Here is a 14,089-nt window from a genome sequence, read left to right as displayed (position 1 = left end):
TTCGCGGGTCGAGCGGCCCACCGGCCCCGATCAGCGGCAGCGGCCGGTGCGTCGCCCTCGTCGGACCGTGCGGCGTCAGTCCGCCGTCGGCAGGCCACCACCGGTCCGCCGCTGTGCGGCGGAAGGGCGGCGGCCGGTGGCGGATTCGTCGGCCCTGGCCGCGTCGGCGAGCGCCTCGGCGGCGGCTTCCGCCGCCTGCGCCGCGTCGTCGGCGGCCTGGGCGGACCTGTCGTCCGAGGACGTCTCACGGGTGGCCGGCGACTGGGGCAGCACCTCGCCGAAGGCGCGGGACACCCCCTCCAGTGCTGCGGTGACCTCGCCGGGGATCACCCAGAAGGTGCTGCCCGGTCCCTGGGCGAGCTGGGGCAGCGTCTGGAGGTACTGGTAGGCGAGCAGCTTCGGATCGGGGTCGTTGCGGTGCACCGCCTGGAACACCTCGTCGATGGCCCGGGCCTGGCCCTCGGCCTTGAGGATCTCGGCGGTGCGATTGCCCTCCGCGCGCAGGACGGCGGACTGCTTGTCGCCTTCCGCGGTCAGGATCTGCGACTGGCGTTGCCCTTCGGCACCGAGAATCGCGGCCCGCTTGTCCCGCTCTGCCCGCATCTGCTTCTGCATCGCGTCCTTGATGGACTGCGGGGGGTCGATGGCCTTGATCTCCACCCGGTTGACCCTCAGCCCCCACTTGCCGGTGGCGTCGTCCAGCACGCCGCGGAGCTGGCTGTTGATGGTGTCGCGCGAGGTCAGCGTCTTCTCCAGGTCCATGGACCCCACGACGTTGCGCAGGGTGGTGACGGTGAGCTGCTCGACGGCCTGGAGGAAGTTCGCGATCTCGTAGAAGGCCGCCCGGGGGTCCGTGACCTGGAAGTACAGCACGGTGTCGATCTCGACGACGAGGTTGTCCTCGGTGATGACCGGCTGCGGCCTGAAGGAGACGACCTGTTCCCGCAGGTCGATCACCGGGTGAACACGGTCGATGTAGGGGATGACGAGGTTGAGACCGGGCTGGAGCGTGCGGTGGTAACGGCCGAGTCGTTCGACGTTGCGCGCACGCGCCTGGGGCACGATCCGTACCGCGCGCACCACGGTGAAGACGGCGATCAGCGCGACGATCAGGCCGGCGACGAGGGCTGCCGAGGCTTCCATGGATCACTCCCGGGGGTAGACGAGCGCGGTGGTGCCGCTGATCTCAATGACGTCGACGGTCGTTCCCGGAGGAATCACCAGCGTCTCGTCATACGCGCGGGCCGTCCATTCCTCGCCGCCGATGCGAACCCTGCCGCTCAGGCCCGTCACCTCCGAGACGACATAGGCACCCTTGCCGACCAGCGCGTCCACGCCGAATCGTTCCCTCTGCGGCTGGAACACGTGGCGCAGCGCGAGGGGGCGCAGGAAGAGCATGCTCGCCGTGGCGACGACGGTGAACACCAGCAACTGCCAGGGCAGCGGAAGGCCGATCGCGGCGGCTCCTGCCGTGACCAACGCGGCCCCGCCCAGCAGCCCCAGTGAAGCGGTGAGCGTGAAGATCTCCGCCACGACCAGCAGCGCCGCGACGATCAACCAGATCAGCCATGCGTCCATGGCGTGCCCCTCCTGACCTGTGCAGGTGAGCGAACGGCCGGACCGCTGACTGGCTGCGGACACCGGATACCCGGCCGCCAGTACGGGGCTGCGGCGTACCTCTGGAGACCCCGTGCAAGGAGCGGGGTCGTACGGCAGGCGCCGCGACCTCAGGCGGCTATTGCCCACTTTTGAGTAATTTTACCCGTTGGGCGAGAACCGGCTCGCGCCCTGCCCCGGGAGCGGCGGCCCGAACGGCGGGCCGGCCGTTCGCTCGGCCGTCCGGACACGCGCCGGCCCCCGGTCGCGGGCACGAGGCGGGCGACCGGGGGCCGGGGCGATGGAGCGTACGGGTCAGTCCGTGAGGTTCACCGAGCGGGCGGACGCCGCGCCGATCTCCTCGGCGATCTCCGTGAGCACCGTCGCCGGCACAGTGTCGTCCACCGTCAGGACGACGAGCGCCTCGCCGCCCTCCTCCGCACGGGACACCTGCATGCCCGCGATGTTGAGACCGGCCTCGCCGAGGATGCGGCCGACCGTGCCGACGACGCCGGGACGGTCGTCGTAGCGCAGCACGAGCATGTGGTCGGCGAGGGCCAGGTCCACGTCGTGCTCGCCGATGGCGACGATCTTCTGAAGGTGCTTGGGGCCGGCCAGCGTGCCGGAGACCGCGACCTCCTCGCCGTCCGAGAGCGTGCCGCGCACGGTGACGACGTTGCGGTGGTCCGGGGACTCGGAGCTGGTCGTCAGGCGGACCTCGACACCGCGCTCCTGCGCGAACAGCGGCGCGTTGACGTAGGAGACCGTCTCGTCGACGACGTCCTCGAACACGCCCTTGAGCGCGGACAGCTCGAGCACCTTGACGTCGTGCTGGGTGATCTCGCCGTACACCTCGACGTCGAGGCGGACCGCCACCTCGCCCGCGAGCGCGGTGAAGATACGGCCGAGCTTCTCGGCGAGCGGCAGACCGGGCCGTACGTCCTCGGCGATGACGCCGCCCTGGACGTTGACCGCGTCGGGGACCAGCTCACCGGCGAGGGCGAGACGGACCGAGCGGGCGACGGCGATACCGGCCTTCTCCTGGGCCTCGTCCGTGGACGCACCGAGGTGCGGGGTGCAGACGACCTGGTCGAGCTCGAAGAGCGGGGAGTCGGTGCACGGCTCCTTCGCGTACACGTCCAGGCCCGCGCCGGCGACCCGGCCCTCCTTCAGCGCCGAGAACAGCGCCTCCTCGTCGACGATCCCGCCGCGGGCGGCGTTGACGATGCGGACGGCCGGCTTGACCTTGTGCAGCGCCTCGTCGCCGATCAGGCCGAGGGTCTCGGGGGTCTTGGGCAGGTGGACGGTGATGAAGTCGGAGACCTCGAGCAGCTCGTCGAGCGAGAGCAGCTTGACGCCCATCTGCGCGGCGCGCGCGGGCTGCACATAGGGGTCGTAGGCGACGATCTTCATGCCGAAGGCGGACATGCGCTGCGCGACCAGGACGCCGATCCGGCCGAGGCCGACGACGCCGAGGATCTTCTCGCTGAGCTCGACGCCCGTGTACTTGGAGCGCTTCCACTCGCCCTTCTTCAGGGCGGTGTTGGCCTGGGGGATGTTGCGCGCGGTGGCGACGAGCAGGCCGCAGGCGAGCTCGGCGGCGGTGACGATGTTGGACGTCGGGGCGTTGACGACCATCACACCGGCCTTGGTGGCGGCGGACACGTCCACGTTGTCCAGGCCCACACCGGCACGGGCGACGACGCGCAGCTTCTTGGCGGCGGCGATGGCCTCGGCGTCGACCTTGGTGGCCGAGCGGACCAGGATCGCGTCGACGTCGGCGATCGCCGGAATGAGCTCCCCGCGGTCGGCGCCATTGCAGTGCCGGATCTCGAAATCCGGGCCCAGCGCGTCGACGGTGGCGGGCGACAGCTCTTCAGCGATGAGTACGACAGGTTTCGAGCTCACGTGAGTCCTCACATGTCCGGTGCAGACGGCCGTCCCGACGGCCGCAGCGGTGGAGGGGGCTAGCCGCGTGGAAGACGCACGACACTGTGGGCCTGACGCGTGTGTTGATGAGTGTAGTGGTGCCGCACGGTGCGTCTTGCGCCTCGGTGGCAGGATCACCCGTCCGTGGCTGGACGAAGTGGAGAAGCGGTCCGACGTACGGGTGAGGGGGCCGTGGACCGGCCCCCTCACCCCGAGGTTCACGCCTCGTCGTTGTCGACCCAGCTCATGAGCTTGCGCAGCTCCTTGCCGGTGGTCTCCAGCAGGTGCTCGGAGTCCTGGGTCTTGTACTCGTTGTACTTCTTCAGGCCGCCGTGGTACTCGTCCATCCAGTTCTTGGCGAAGGTGCCGTCCTGGATCTCGGCGAGGACCTTCTTCATCTCGGCCTTGGTGTCGTCCGTGATGATCCGCGGGCCGGTGACGTAGTCGCCCCACTCGGCGGTCTCGGAGACCGACCAGCGCATCTTCTCCAGGCCGCCCTCGTACATGAGGTCCACGATCAGCTTCAGCTCGTGGAGGCACTCGAAGTACGCGATCTCCGGCTGGTAGCCGGCCTCGGTCAGGGTCTCGAAGCCCGCCTTGACCAGCGCCGCGGTGCCACCGCACAGGACGGCCTGCTCGCCGAAGAGGTCGGTCTCGGTCTCTTCCTTGAAGGTCGTCTTGATGACGCCCGCGCGGGTGCCGCCGATGCCCTTGGCGTACGACAGCGCCAGGTCGAAGGCCTTGCCCGTGGCGTCCTGCTCGACGGCGGCGATGCACGGAACGCCGCGGCCCTCCTCGTACTGGCGGCGGACCAGGTGGCCCGGACCCTTGGGGGCGACCATGGCGACGTCGACACCGGCCGGCGGCTTGATGAAGCCGTAGCGGATGTTGAGGCCGTGGCCGAAGAACAGGGCGTCGCCGTCCTTCAGGTTGTCCTTGACGGACTCCTCGTAGACCTGGGCCTGGATCGGGTCCGGGACCAGGATCATGATGACGTCGGCCTCGGCGGCGGCCTCGGCGGGGGTCACCACGCGCAGGCCCTGCTCCTCGGCCTTCGCCTTGGACTTGGAGCCCTCGTGCAGACCGACGCGGACGTCGACACCCGAGTCACGCAGCGACAGCGCGTGGGCGTGGCCCTGGCTGCCGTAGCCGATGACCGCGACCTTGCGGTTCTGGATGATGGACAGGTCGGCGTCGTCGTCGTAGAACAGCTCGGCCACTTGGTTGTCTCCTTGGTGTGCACGTCTTTGGAATGACGCTTTGCGTCCCACCGTACGGCGGGAGAGGCGGGAAAAGTTTCACGGTCTCGCCAGGCGAGAACCGGGGGCTATGCGGAACGGTCCAGGGCGCGCAGCGACCGGTCCGTGATGGAACGGGCGCCACGCCCTATGGCGATCGTTCCGGACTGGACGAGCTCCTTGATGCCGAACTGCTCGAGCATCTTCAGCATCGCCTCGAGCTTGTCGCTCGATCCGGTGGCCTCGATGGTGACGGCCTCGGGCGAGACGTCGACGGTCTTGGCGCGGAACAGCTGGACGATCTCGACGATCTGCGAGCGGGTCTCGTTGTCGGCGCGGACCTTGACCAGCACGAGCTCGCGCTGGATCGCGGCGGCCGGCTCGAGCTCGACGATCTTCAGGACGTTGACGAGCTTGTTGAGCTGCTTGGTCACCTGCTCGAGCGGCAGGTCCTCGACTCCCACCACGATGGTGATGCGGGAGATGTCGGGGTGCTCGGTGACACCGACCGCGAGCGAGTCGATGTTGAAGCCGCGGCGGGAGAACAGCGCGGCGATCCGGGCGAGAATGCCGGGGGTGTTCTCGACCAGCACCGAGAGCGTGTGCTTGGACATGTTCTTATCGCTCTCTCTCAGTCGTCTTCGTTGTCGCCGAAGTCGGGGCGGACGCCGCGGGCGGCCATGACCTCGTCGTTGGAGGTGCCGGCGGCGACCATGGGCCACACCTGGGCGTCCTCGTGGACGATGAAGTCGATGACGACCGGACGGTCGTTGATGGCGTTGGCCTCGGCGATGACCTTGTCCAGGTCGTCCGGGGACTCGCAGCGGATCGCGTGGCAGCCCATGGCCTCGGACAGCTTGACGAAGTCGGGGACGCGGGTGCCGGCGCTCCTCTCCAGGCCGGTGGCCTCCGGGCCGGAGTGCAGCACGGTGTTGGAGTACCGCTGGTTGTAGAAGAGGGTCTGCCACTGCCGGACCATGCCGAGGGCGCCGTTGTTGATGATGGCGACCTTGATCGGGATGTTGTTCAGGGCGCAGGTGACCAGTTCCTGGTTGGTCATCTGGAAGCAGCCGTCGCCGTCGATCGCCCAGACCGTGCGGTCCGGGGCGCCGGCCTTGGCGCCCATCGCCGCGGGGACCGCGTAGCCCATCGTCCCGGCGCCGCCCGAGTTCAGCCAGGTGGCCGGCTGCTCGTAGTCGATGAAGTGGGCGGCCCACATCTGGTGCTGGCCCACGCCCGCCGCGAAGATCGTGCCCTCGGGGGCGAGTTCGCCGATGCGCTGGATGACCTGCTGCGGGGCGAGGCTGCCGTCGGCGGGCTGCTCGTAGCCGAGGGGGTAAGTCTCGCGCCAGCGGTTGAGGTCCTTCCACCAGGCTGCGTACCTCTCCTGGGCGGAGGCGCCGGCCTTGCCCTCGGTGTGCTCGGCCTGGACGGCCTGGACCAGGTCGGCGATGACCTCGCGGGCGTCACCGACGATCGGCACGTCCGCGGTGCGGTTCTTGCCGATCTCCGCCGGGTCGATGTCGGCGTGAACGATCTTGGCGTACGGCGCGAAGCTGTCCAGCTTGCCGGTGACGCGGTCGTCGAAACGGGCTCCGAGGGCGACGATCAGGTCGGCCTTCTGCAGCGCGGTGACGGCGGTGACCGCACCGTGCATGCCCGGCATTCCCACGTGCAGCGGGTGGCTGTCGGGGAACGCGCCCAGCGCCATCAGGGTGGTGGTGACGGGGGCTCCGGTGAGCTCGGCGAGCACCTTCAGCTCGGCGGTGGCGCCGGCCTTGAGGACGCCGCCTCCGACGTACAGGACCGGGCGCTTGGCGCCGGTGATCAGCTTGGCGGCCTCGCGGATCTGCTTGGCGTGCGGCTTGGTGACCGGGCGGTAGCCGGGCAGCTCGGTCTGCGGGGGCCAGCTGAAGGTCGTCCGCGCCTGGAGGGCGTCCTTGGCGATGTCGACCAGGACGGGACCCGGGCGGCCGGTGGAGGCGATGTGGAAGGCCTCCGCGACGGTGCGCGGGATGTCGTCCGCCCGGGTCACCAGGAAGTTGTGCTTGGTGATCGGCATGGTGATGCCGCAGATGTCCGCCTCCTGGAAGGCGTCCGTACCGATCGCCTTGGAGGCGACCTGGCCGGTGATCGCGACGAGCGGCACGGAGTCCATGTGCGCGTCGGCGATCGGGGTGACCAGGTTGGTGGCGCCGGGGCCCGAGGTGGCCATGCAGACACCGACCCGGCCCGTGGCCTGCGCGTAACCGGTGGCGGCGTGGCCGGCGCCCTGCTCGTGGCGGACGAGGACGTGGCGGACCTTCGAGGAGTCCATCATCGGGTCGTACGCCGGGAGGATCGCACCACCCGGAATGCCGAACACCGTGTCGGCCCCTACTTCCTCGAGAGAGCGAATCAGGGACTGCGCACCCGTGACGTGTTCGACGGTGGCGGACGGCTGTCCACCGCTACGGGCCCGCGGCTGCGGATGGTGGGCCCCGGAGGCCTGCTCGGTCATCGGCGTTCTCTTCTCGAAGCTGAGGTTTTCGCGAGGGTTTGGTACGGATTCGAATCGTGCCGGTGCAACAAAAAACCCCTCGTGCCGCGAGGCAAGCGAGGGGAGCGCGTCGGGGGTGTTCGCAGAGCTGACTGTGCGGCCCTGCTAGCCGACGCGCTTTCCAAGTACGAGAATTCGGGTGCGCATGGCAATGACCCTCCCCCCGGCGCGCCACCACTGTCAAGTGGGTGGGACGCGAGTCTCACTATTTGAGCCGTCTCGGGCCGGTGGGATGCCTGCCGTGAGCACCGGGAGGGGAAGGGCCGCGGGCACCGGATAATCGCCTCCGACCAGGGCGCGCCGCAGCCGGTACTCGTCCAGGGGCCCCGAGAAGGCCATGCCCTGGCCGTGTGTGCACCCCATGGCGCGCAGCGCCAGCACCTGCTCCGGGACGTCGACCCCGTCCGCGACCGACTGCATGCCGAGATCGCCGGCGATACGGAGCAGCCCGCTGGTGATCTTGTGCAGTCTGGCGGACTCGACGACGCCTTCGACCAGGCCTCTGTCCAGTTTCAGCACGTCCACCGGGAGCCTGCGGAGGGCGTTGATCGCCGCGTAACCGCTGCCGAAGCCGTCCAGCGCGATCCGCACCCCCATCCGGCGCAGGGCGGTCAGCCGCTGCTCCAGCTCGTCGAATGAGATCCGCGGGTCACTGTCCGCGAGTTCGATGACCAGGGCGCCGGACGGCAGGCCGTGCCGTGTGAGCAGCGCCTCGATGGAGCCGAGCGGCAGGGATCTGTCCAGAAGCAGCCGGGCCGACAGGCGCACCGACACCGTTGTCCCGTGGCCCAGGCGCCGCCGCTCGGCCGCCTGGCCGACGGCCTCCTCGAGCAGCCAGCGGCCGAGTTCGGCGCTGCGGTCGCCCTCGTCGGAGACCCGCAGGAACTCGGCGGGCGTGAAGAGGATGCCCTGGGCGGAACGCCAGCGGGCCTGCGCGGAGACCGCCGCGATGCGGCCGGTGGCAAGGCTCACGACCGGCTGGTGCAGCAGCGCGAACTCGCCCTCGTGCAGGGCGCTGCGCAGCCGTGCGGCCAGCTCGGTGCGGCGGACCACCTCGGCCTGCATCTGGGGCGCGTACAGCTCGACACGGTCCTTGCCGCCGGCCTTGGCCCGGTACATGGCGAGGTCCGCGTTGCGCATGAGGTCGGTGGGGCTCATGGCCGGCTCGGCGAAGGCCACACCGATCGACGCGGCGACCCGCACCTCGCCGCCGTCGATGCGGTACGGCTGGGAGAGCATGAGCCGCAGCCTGTCGGCGATCTCCAGCACCTGGGACTCGCGGGCGGCCCGGTCGCCGGAGCCGTCTCCCACGATGAGGGCCGCGAACTCGTCGCCGCCGAGCCTGGCGGCCGTGTCCCCGGCCCGCACGGAGTCGGCCAGCCGCCGCGCCGCCTGGATCAGCAGCTCGTCGCCCGCCTGGTGGCCCAGCCGGTCGTTCACGCCCTTGAAGCCGTCGAGGTCGATGAAGAGCACGGCGGTGCCCTCGTCGCTCACCCTGCGGCCGGTGAGGGCGCCTCTGACCCGCTCGGTGAACAGGGCGCGGTTGGGCAGGTCGGTGAGCGGGTCGTGCTCCGCGTTGTGCTGCAACTGGGCCTGGAGCCGCACCCGTTCCGTGACGTCGCGGCTGTTGAGGATCAGACCGCCCTGGTGGCGGCTGACGGTCGACTCCACGTTGAGCCAGTCGCCGGAGCCTGACCTGAAGCGGCACTCCATGCGGGTGGTCGGCTCCCGCGCCGGATCGGCGGCCAGGAAGCGGCGCAACTCGTGGACCACCCGCCCCAGGTCGTCCGGGTGGATGAGGGTGGCCAGCTCGGAGCCGACGAGCTCCTCCGCGTCCCGCCCGTAGACGCCGGCCGCCGCGGGTGAGACGTAGCGCAGCACCCCCGACGGCGCGGCGATCATGATGACGTCGCTCGATCCCTGCACCAGTGAGCGGAAGTGGTTCTCCTTCTGGGCCAGTTCGTGGGTGAGCGCGATGTTGTCGAGGAGTATGATGCCCTGCCGTACGACGAGGGCGAGGACGACGGTGCAGCCCGTGAGCACGACGACCCGGTCGACGCGGCGGCCCTCGATGACGTTGTAGAGAATGCCGAGGGTGCACACGGCGGCGGCGAGGTACGGGGTGAGCGCGGAGAGCGAACTCGTGATGGGCCGGCCCGGATGCCTCATGCCCCGTGGCGGCCGTGCGGAGTCCGACATCCTGCGCGCTCCCCAGGGGGCGTATGCGAGCACCAGCGAGCCCGCGAACCACCCGGCGTCGAGCAGCTGGCCGGAGCGGTAGCTCTCGCGCAGCAGCGGTGAGGTGAACAGGGCGTCGCAGAGCACGGTGAGCGCGAGGCCGGCGATCGCCGTGTTCACCGCCGACCGGTTGTCGGCGGAGCGGCGGAAGTGCAGTGCCAGGACCATGCTGACCAGCACGATGTCCAGCAGCGGGTAGGCGAGCGAGAGTGCCGCCAGGGCCACGCTCTCGCCCTGCGCGTGGGCGGTGTGGGCGAGCGCCAGGCTCCAGGAGAGGGTGAGAAGCGAGCCGCCGATCAGCCAGGCGTCCAGCCCGAGGCAGACCCAGCCGGCCTTGGAAACGGGCCGCTTGGCGAGCACCAGGAGCCCGACGATGGCGGGCGGCGCGAAGCAGAGGAAGAACAGGTCGGCGAGGGACGGGCTCGGCACCGGGCGGCCCAGCACCACCTCGTACCAGCCCCAGACGGCGTTCCCCGCCGACGCCATCGCCGAGGACAGCGCGAACAGGAGCCAGGCGGGCCGGAAGCGGCACGCCGGGGTACGCGCGTAGAGCAGGCAGGAGACGGCGGCGACCAGGGCGGCGAGACTGAGCCCGAAGTCCCCCATGATCAGCGCCAGTCGGTCCGATCCCCAGCCGAAGGCCGCGCCCAACCCGTATCCCGCGCAGACGAACGCCAGGACGATCTGGCCGGCCGCCCCCGCGCCGCCGCGCGGCACCGCGTCCCGGAGGACCAGCATCTCGGGGGCGGTCATCGCGCGGTCCAGGGCCGGCCGGCCGGCCGCGGAGGGTTGGGCTGCTGGATCGCGGGCGGCACTGTCGCGCTGCGCGGCACCGTCGCCCTGCGCGGCACCGTCGCCCTGCGCGGCGGAGTCCGCGGGATTCGTCGGCGGCTGCCCTGCCGCGTCGGTTCGGTCCATCGACCCTGCATCGCCCGTCGCCCCCCTCACGTCTGATCGGCAATCAGTTCGCGCCACAGCACCACCCCTCGCACAGTGCAGCCCCCAGGTCGGGACGATACACCAATATCGTCACTCAGGGACATAGGCCCTCTACTCTCAGTGACGACCTGCGACGATTAAGGCACGCGGTGCATTCGAGTGACTTCGAAGAGTGTTCGGAGCGGTTCTACCGAGGGTCGTTATTCGGTCGTCACGACCACATTCCGCAGTGCCTCGCCCGCCGCGAAGCGGGTGACCTGGGCCGCCAGCAGCCGCTTCGCCCGAGGCATGAACGCCGAGGTCGAGCCGCCGACATGGGGACTGATCAGCACCCCCGGCGCATGCCAGAGAGGGTGACCGGCGGGCAGCGGCTCCGGATCGGTGACATCGAGGGCGGCGGTGATGCGTCCGCTCTCCACCTCCGCGAGCAGCGCCTTTGTGTCGACGACCGGGCCACGGGCGACGTTGACCAGCAGCGCGCCGTCCTTCATCCGGCTCAGGAACTGGGCCCCCACCAGGCCTTTCGTCTGCTCGGTGAGCGGCGTGGAGAGGATCACGACATCGGCGCCGGGAAGCAGCGCGGGAAGGTCGGTGAGTGCGCGCACTTCGCCGCGCTCCGTTGTACGGGCGGAGCGCGCGACGCGCGCCACCCGCGCGCACTCGAAGGGCGCGAGCCGGTCCTCGATCGCGGCGCCGATGGACCCGTACCCGACGATGAGCACGGACTTGTCGGCGAGCGCCGGGTAGAAGCCCGCGCGCCACTCCTCCGAGTCCTGGCCGCGCACGAAGCCGGGGATGCCGCGCAGCGAGGCGAGGATCAGGGCCAGGGTCAGCTCGGCGGTCGACGCCTCGTGCACGCCCTTGGCGTTGCACAGCCGCACGCCCGAGGGCATCGAGGCGAGCCCCGGCTCCACGTGGTCGATGCCCGCGGACAGCGTCTGGACGACCCGCAGGGACTTCATGGAGGCGAGCGGCCGTATGGCCACCTCCATGCCCTTCATGTACGGCACGGCGTAGAAGGCGCAGTCCGCGGGGTCGGCCGGATAGTCCGGGCCGCCGTCCCAGAAGCGGTAGTGCAGACCCGTCGCGGAGGTCACGGGGAGGCCATCGATCTCGTCGGCCGGGATGGGGAGCCACACGTCAGCAGTCATGCTCAGGAGGCTATGCGAAGGCCGCAGCCGGCCATTGGTTAGTTTTGGGGAGCGGCCGAGGGAGAGGTACGGGGAGTTGGAGCGCAGGGCGATCGGTGCGGCGGGCCTCGAGGTGGGCGCCGTGGGGCTCGGGTGCATGCCGATGAGCTGGGGCTACAGCGGCTCCCAGCAGCGTGGGGACCGCTCGCTCCGTACCGTCCACAGTGCTCTCGACGCCGGGTCGACTCTCCTGGACACGGCCGACATGTTCGGGCCGTTCACCAACGAGCTGCTGCTCGGCCGGGTGCTCAAGGAACGGCGCACGGACGCCTTCGTGTCGACGAAGGTGGGACTGCTCGTGGGCGACCAGCACATCGTCGCCAACGGACGGCCCGGCTATGTGAGACGGGCCTGCGACGCCTCGCTGCGCCGCCTCCAGACGGACGTGATCGACCTCTACCAGCTGCACCGCGCCGACCCTGAGGTCCCCGTCGAGGAGACCTGGGGCGCCATGGCCGAGTTGGTGCGCGCCGGCAAGGTCCGGGCACTCGGGATGTGTGCCGTCGGTGCGCGGGCGTCCCGCCGGTCGGGCGGCCATCTGCACGAGGGAACGATCCGCCAACTCGAGCGGATGCAGCAGGTGTTCCCGGTGAGCGCGGTGCAGGCGGAGCTGTCCGTGTGGTCACCGGAGGCGCTGGAGCGGCTGCTGCCCTGGTGCGAGACGCGCGGAGTGGGGTTCCTGGCGGCGATGCCGCTCGGGAACGGCTTTCTGACCGGGACGCTCACCCCGGGACAGGGGTTCGAACCCGACGACGTACGCGCGCGCCACCCGCGGTTCACGGCGGAGATGATGGCGGCCAACCAGCCCGTGGTGGCAGGCCTGCGCCGGATCGCCGCGCGGCACGGCGCGGGCGCCACGCCGGCGCGGGTGGCGCTGGCCTGGGTCCTCGGCCAGGGGCGGCACGTGGTCCCGGTGCCGGGGACGAAGCGGCCCCAGTGGGCGGTCGAGAACGCGGGCGCGGGGGAACTGAAGCTCACGGCGTACGACCTGGCGGAGATCGCGGGCCTGCCGGCGGCGCGTGGCTCGTGGGACTGAGCGCGGCGGGGGTTTTGGGCGGGCGCCGACGGGTTTCCGGGGGCGCCGGCGAGGGTTTCCGGCAGGCGCCGACGGGGATTCCCGGCAGGCGCCGACGAGGTTTGCGGCATGCGCCGACTGAGGTTTTCGGCAAGATCGGGAACCTGAGCGGCGGCTGCGGTGTAAGAAGAACAGGAAGGCAGCAGCACCAGCCGCCGTCGAAGGGATCAGAACCGTGCAGCGTCCTGCAGTGACCGCCGTGATGGCCGCCCTCGTGCTCCTCTTCGCGGCCGGATGCTCGTCGGGTGGCGAAAACAGCCCCACCGACGGGACCCCCGGCTCGTCCAAGGGCGCCGCCACCCCGTCGGCCACGGCGTCGAGCACCGCGCCGAGCCCCTCCGGCCCGCCCGCGAAGGGATCGGTGAAGGTCCTCTCCACCCTGACCGAGGACCTGAAGTCGCCCTGGGGCGTGGCCGCTCTGCCGGGCGGCGACCTGCTGGTCTCCTCGCGGGACGAGGGCACCATCACCCGGATCGACGTGGAGAGCGGCAAGAAGACCGAGATCGGCTCCGTGCCGGGTGTGGAACCGGGCGGGGAGGGCGGCCTGATGGGCCTTGCCCTCTCCCCCTCCTTCGCCTCGGACCACCAGGTCTACGCCTACTTCACCACCGCCTCCGACAACCGCATCGCGCGCCTGCTCTACGACGAGCAGAAGCCGCCCGGCCAGCAGCTCGGCGCCCCGGACACGGTGCTCCGCGGCATTCCCAAGGGCGTCGTGCACAACGGCGGCAGGATCGCCTTCGGCCCGGACAAGATGCTGTACGCGGGCACCGGCGAGACGGGTGACACGGGACTGGCCCAGGACAAGAAGTCCCTCGGCGGCAAGATCCTCCGTATGACCCCGGACGGGCAGCCGGCCCATGGCAACCCGGAGCCCGACTCCGTCGTCTACTCGTACGGCCACCGCAATGTGCAGGGGCTCGCCTGGGATTCCGAGAAGCGCCTGTGGGCCGCCGAGTTCGGGCAGAAGACCTGGGACGAGCTGAATCTGATCGAGCCCGGGAAGAACTACGGCTGGCCCGAGGCCGAGGGCAAGGGCGGCGGGTCCGGCTTCGTCGACCCGGTGGCCCAGTGGAAGACGGAGGAAGCGTCGCCGAGTGGTATCGCCTACGCCCAGGGGTCGATCTGGATGGCGGCGCTGCAGGGCGAGCGGCTGTGGCGGATCCCGCTGTCCGGGGCGGAACCTTCCGCGGACCCCCAGGCGTTCCTCGATGAGGAGTACGGCCGCCTGCGCACGGTTGTCGCCGCGGGCGGAAACAAGCTCTGGCTCGTCACCAGCGAGACGGACGGTCGGGGCACACCTGAGCCGGGCGACGACAAGATCCTCCAGCTGGAGGTGCGATAA

General features: G+C 70.5%; 10 protein-coding genes. 2 read left to right on the top strand and 8 right to left on the bottom strand.

The window, feature by feature from the left end:
• Positions 1 to 75: 75 nt before the first annotated feature.
• From OGH68_RS26075 to OGH68_RS26040, 8 genes are all read right to left on the bottom strand, one after another.
• Entirely contained in the window at positions 76 to 1,143 is a 1,068-nt protein-coding gene (locus OGH68_RS26075) for an SPFH domain-containing protein (protein WP_264247414.1), read from the bottom strand.
• A 3-nt stretch (positions 1,144 to 1,146) separates the two neighbouring features.
• Entirely contained in the window at positions 1,147 to 1,578 is a 432-nt protein-coding gene (locus tag OGH68_RS26070; protein WP_264247413.1) for an NfeD family protein, read from the bottom strand.
• A 333-nt stretch (positions 1,579 to 1,911) separates the two neighbouring features.
• Entirely contained in the window at positions 1,912 to 3,504 is a 1,593-nt protein-coding gene (serA, locus tag OGH68_RS26065) for a phosphoglycerate dehydrogenase (RefSeq protein ID WP_264247411.1), read from the bottom strand.
• 239 nt (positions 3,505 to 3,743) lie between these two features.
• Positions 3,744 to 4,796 (bottom strand): ketol-acid reductoisomerase, encoded by a 1,053-nt coding sequence (gene ilvC, locus OGH68_RS26060; protein ID WP_264247410.1) that lies wholly within the window; start codon positions 4,794 to 4,796, stop codon positions 3,744 to 3,746.
• 56 nt (positions 4,797 to 4,852) lie between these two features.
• Complete coding sequence (ilvN, locus tag OGH68_RS26055; protein ID WP_264247409.1) at positions 4,853 to 5,377, bottom strand: acetolactate synthase small subunit; 525 nt, start codon at positions 5,375 to 5,377, stop codon at positions 4,853 to 4,855.
• A 17-nt stretch (positions 5,378 to 5,394) separates the two neighbouring features.
• Positions 5,395 to 7,263 (bottom strand): acetolactate synthase large subunit, encoded by a 1,869-nt coding sequence (locus OGH68_RS26050; RefSeq protein WP_264247408.1) that lies wholly within the window; start codon positions 7,261 to 7,263, stop codon positions 5,395 to 5,397.
• A 219-nt stretch (positions 7,264 to 7,482) separates the two neighbouring features.
• The gene (locus OGH68_RS26045; protein WP_264250302.1) at positions 7,483 to 10,278 is read right to left on the bottom strand and encodes an EAL domain-containing protein; all 2,796 of its coding nucleotides are present in this window, start codon (positions 10,276 to 10,278) and stop codon (positions 7,483 to 7,485) included.
• Positions 10,279 to 10,679: 401 nt separating this feature from the next.
• The gene (locus tag OGH68_RS26040; RefSeq protein ID WP_264247407.1) at positions 10,680 to 11,630 is read right to left on the bottom strand and encodes a 2-hydroxyacid dehydrogenase; all 951 of its coding nucleotides are present in this window, start codon (positions 11,628 to 11,630) and stop codon (positions 10,680 to 10,682) included.
• A 76-nt stretch (positions 11,631 to 11,706) separates the two neighbouring features.
• On the opposite strand from OGH68_RS26040, the gene OGH68_RS26035 reads away from it, so the two are divergent.
• Positions 11,707 to 12,705, top strand: coding sequence for an aldo/keto reductase (locus OGH68_RS26035; RefSeq protein ID WP_264247406.1), 999 nt, complete (start codon positions 11,707 to 11,709; stop codon positions 12,703 to 12,705).
• 241 nt (positions 12,706 to 12,946) lie between these two features.
• Entirely contained in the window at positions 12,947 to 14,089 is a 1,143-nt protein-coding gene (locus OGH68_RS26030; RefSeq protein WP_264250300.1) for a PQQ-dependent sugar dehydrogenase, read from the top strand.

Source organism: Streptomyces peucetius, from assembly GCF_025854275.1.
Taxonomy (GTDB): domain Bacteria; phylum Actinomycetota; class Actinomycetes; order Streptomycetales; family Streptomycetaceae; genus Streptomyces; species Streptomyces peucetius_A.
Note: the sequence above shows the minus strand (reverse complement) of the source record. Positions and strands in the feature narration are given on the sequence as shown.

Excerpts from the sequence above, each read along its gene's own strand:
- OGH68_RS26050 (WP_264247408.1), bottom strand. The coding sequence starts at position 7,263 with ATGACCGAGCAGGCCTCCGGGGCCCACCATCCGCAGCCGCGGGCCCGT.
- OGH68_RS26030 (WP_264250300.1), top strand. The coding sequence starts at position 12,947 with ATGGCCGCCCTCGTGCTCCTCTTCGCGGCCGGATGCTCGTCGGGTGGC.
- OGH68_RS26070 (WP_264247413.1), bottom strand. The coding sequence starts at position 1,578 with ATGGACGCATGGCTGATCTGGTTGATCGTCGCGGCGCTGCTGGTCGTG.
- ilvN (WP_264247409.1), bottom strand. The coding sequence starts at position 5,377 with ATGTCCAAGCACACGCTCTCGGTGCTGGTCGAGAACACCCCCGGCATT.
- OGH68_RS26075 (WP_264247414.1), bottom strand. The coding sequence starts at position 1,143 with ATGGAAGCCTCGGCAGCCCTCGTCGCCGGCCTGATCGTCGCGCTGATC.
- OGH68_RS26045 (WP_264250302.1), bottom strand. The coding sequence starts at position 10,278 with ATGCTGGTCCTCCGGGACGCGGTGCCGCGCGGCGGCGCGGGGGCGGCC.
- OGH68_RS26040 (WP_264247407.1), bottom strand. The coding sequence starts at position 11,630 with ATGACTGCTGACGTGTGGCTCCCCATCCCGGCCGACGAGATCGATGGC.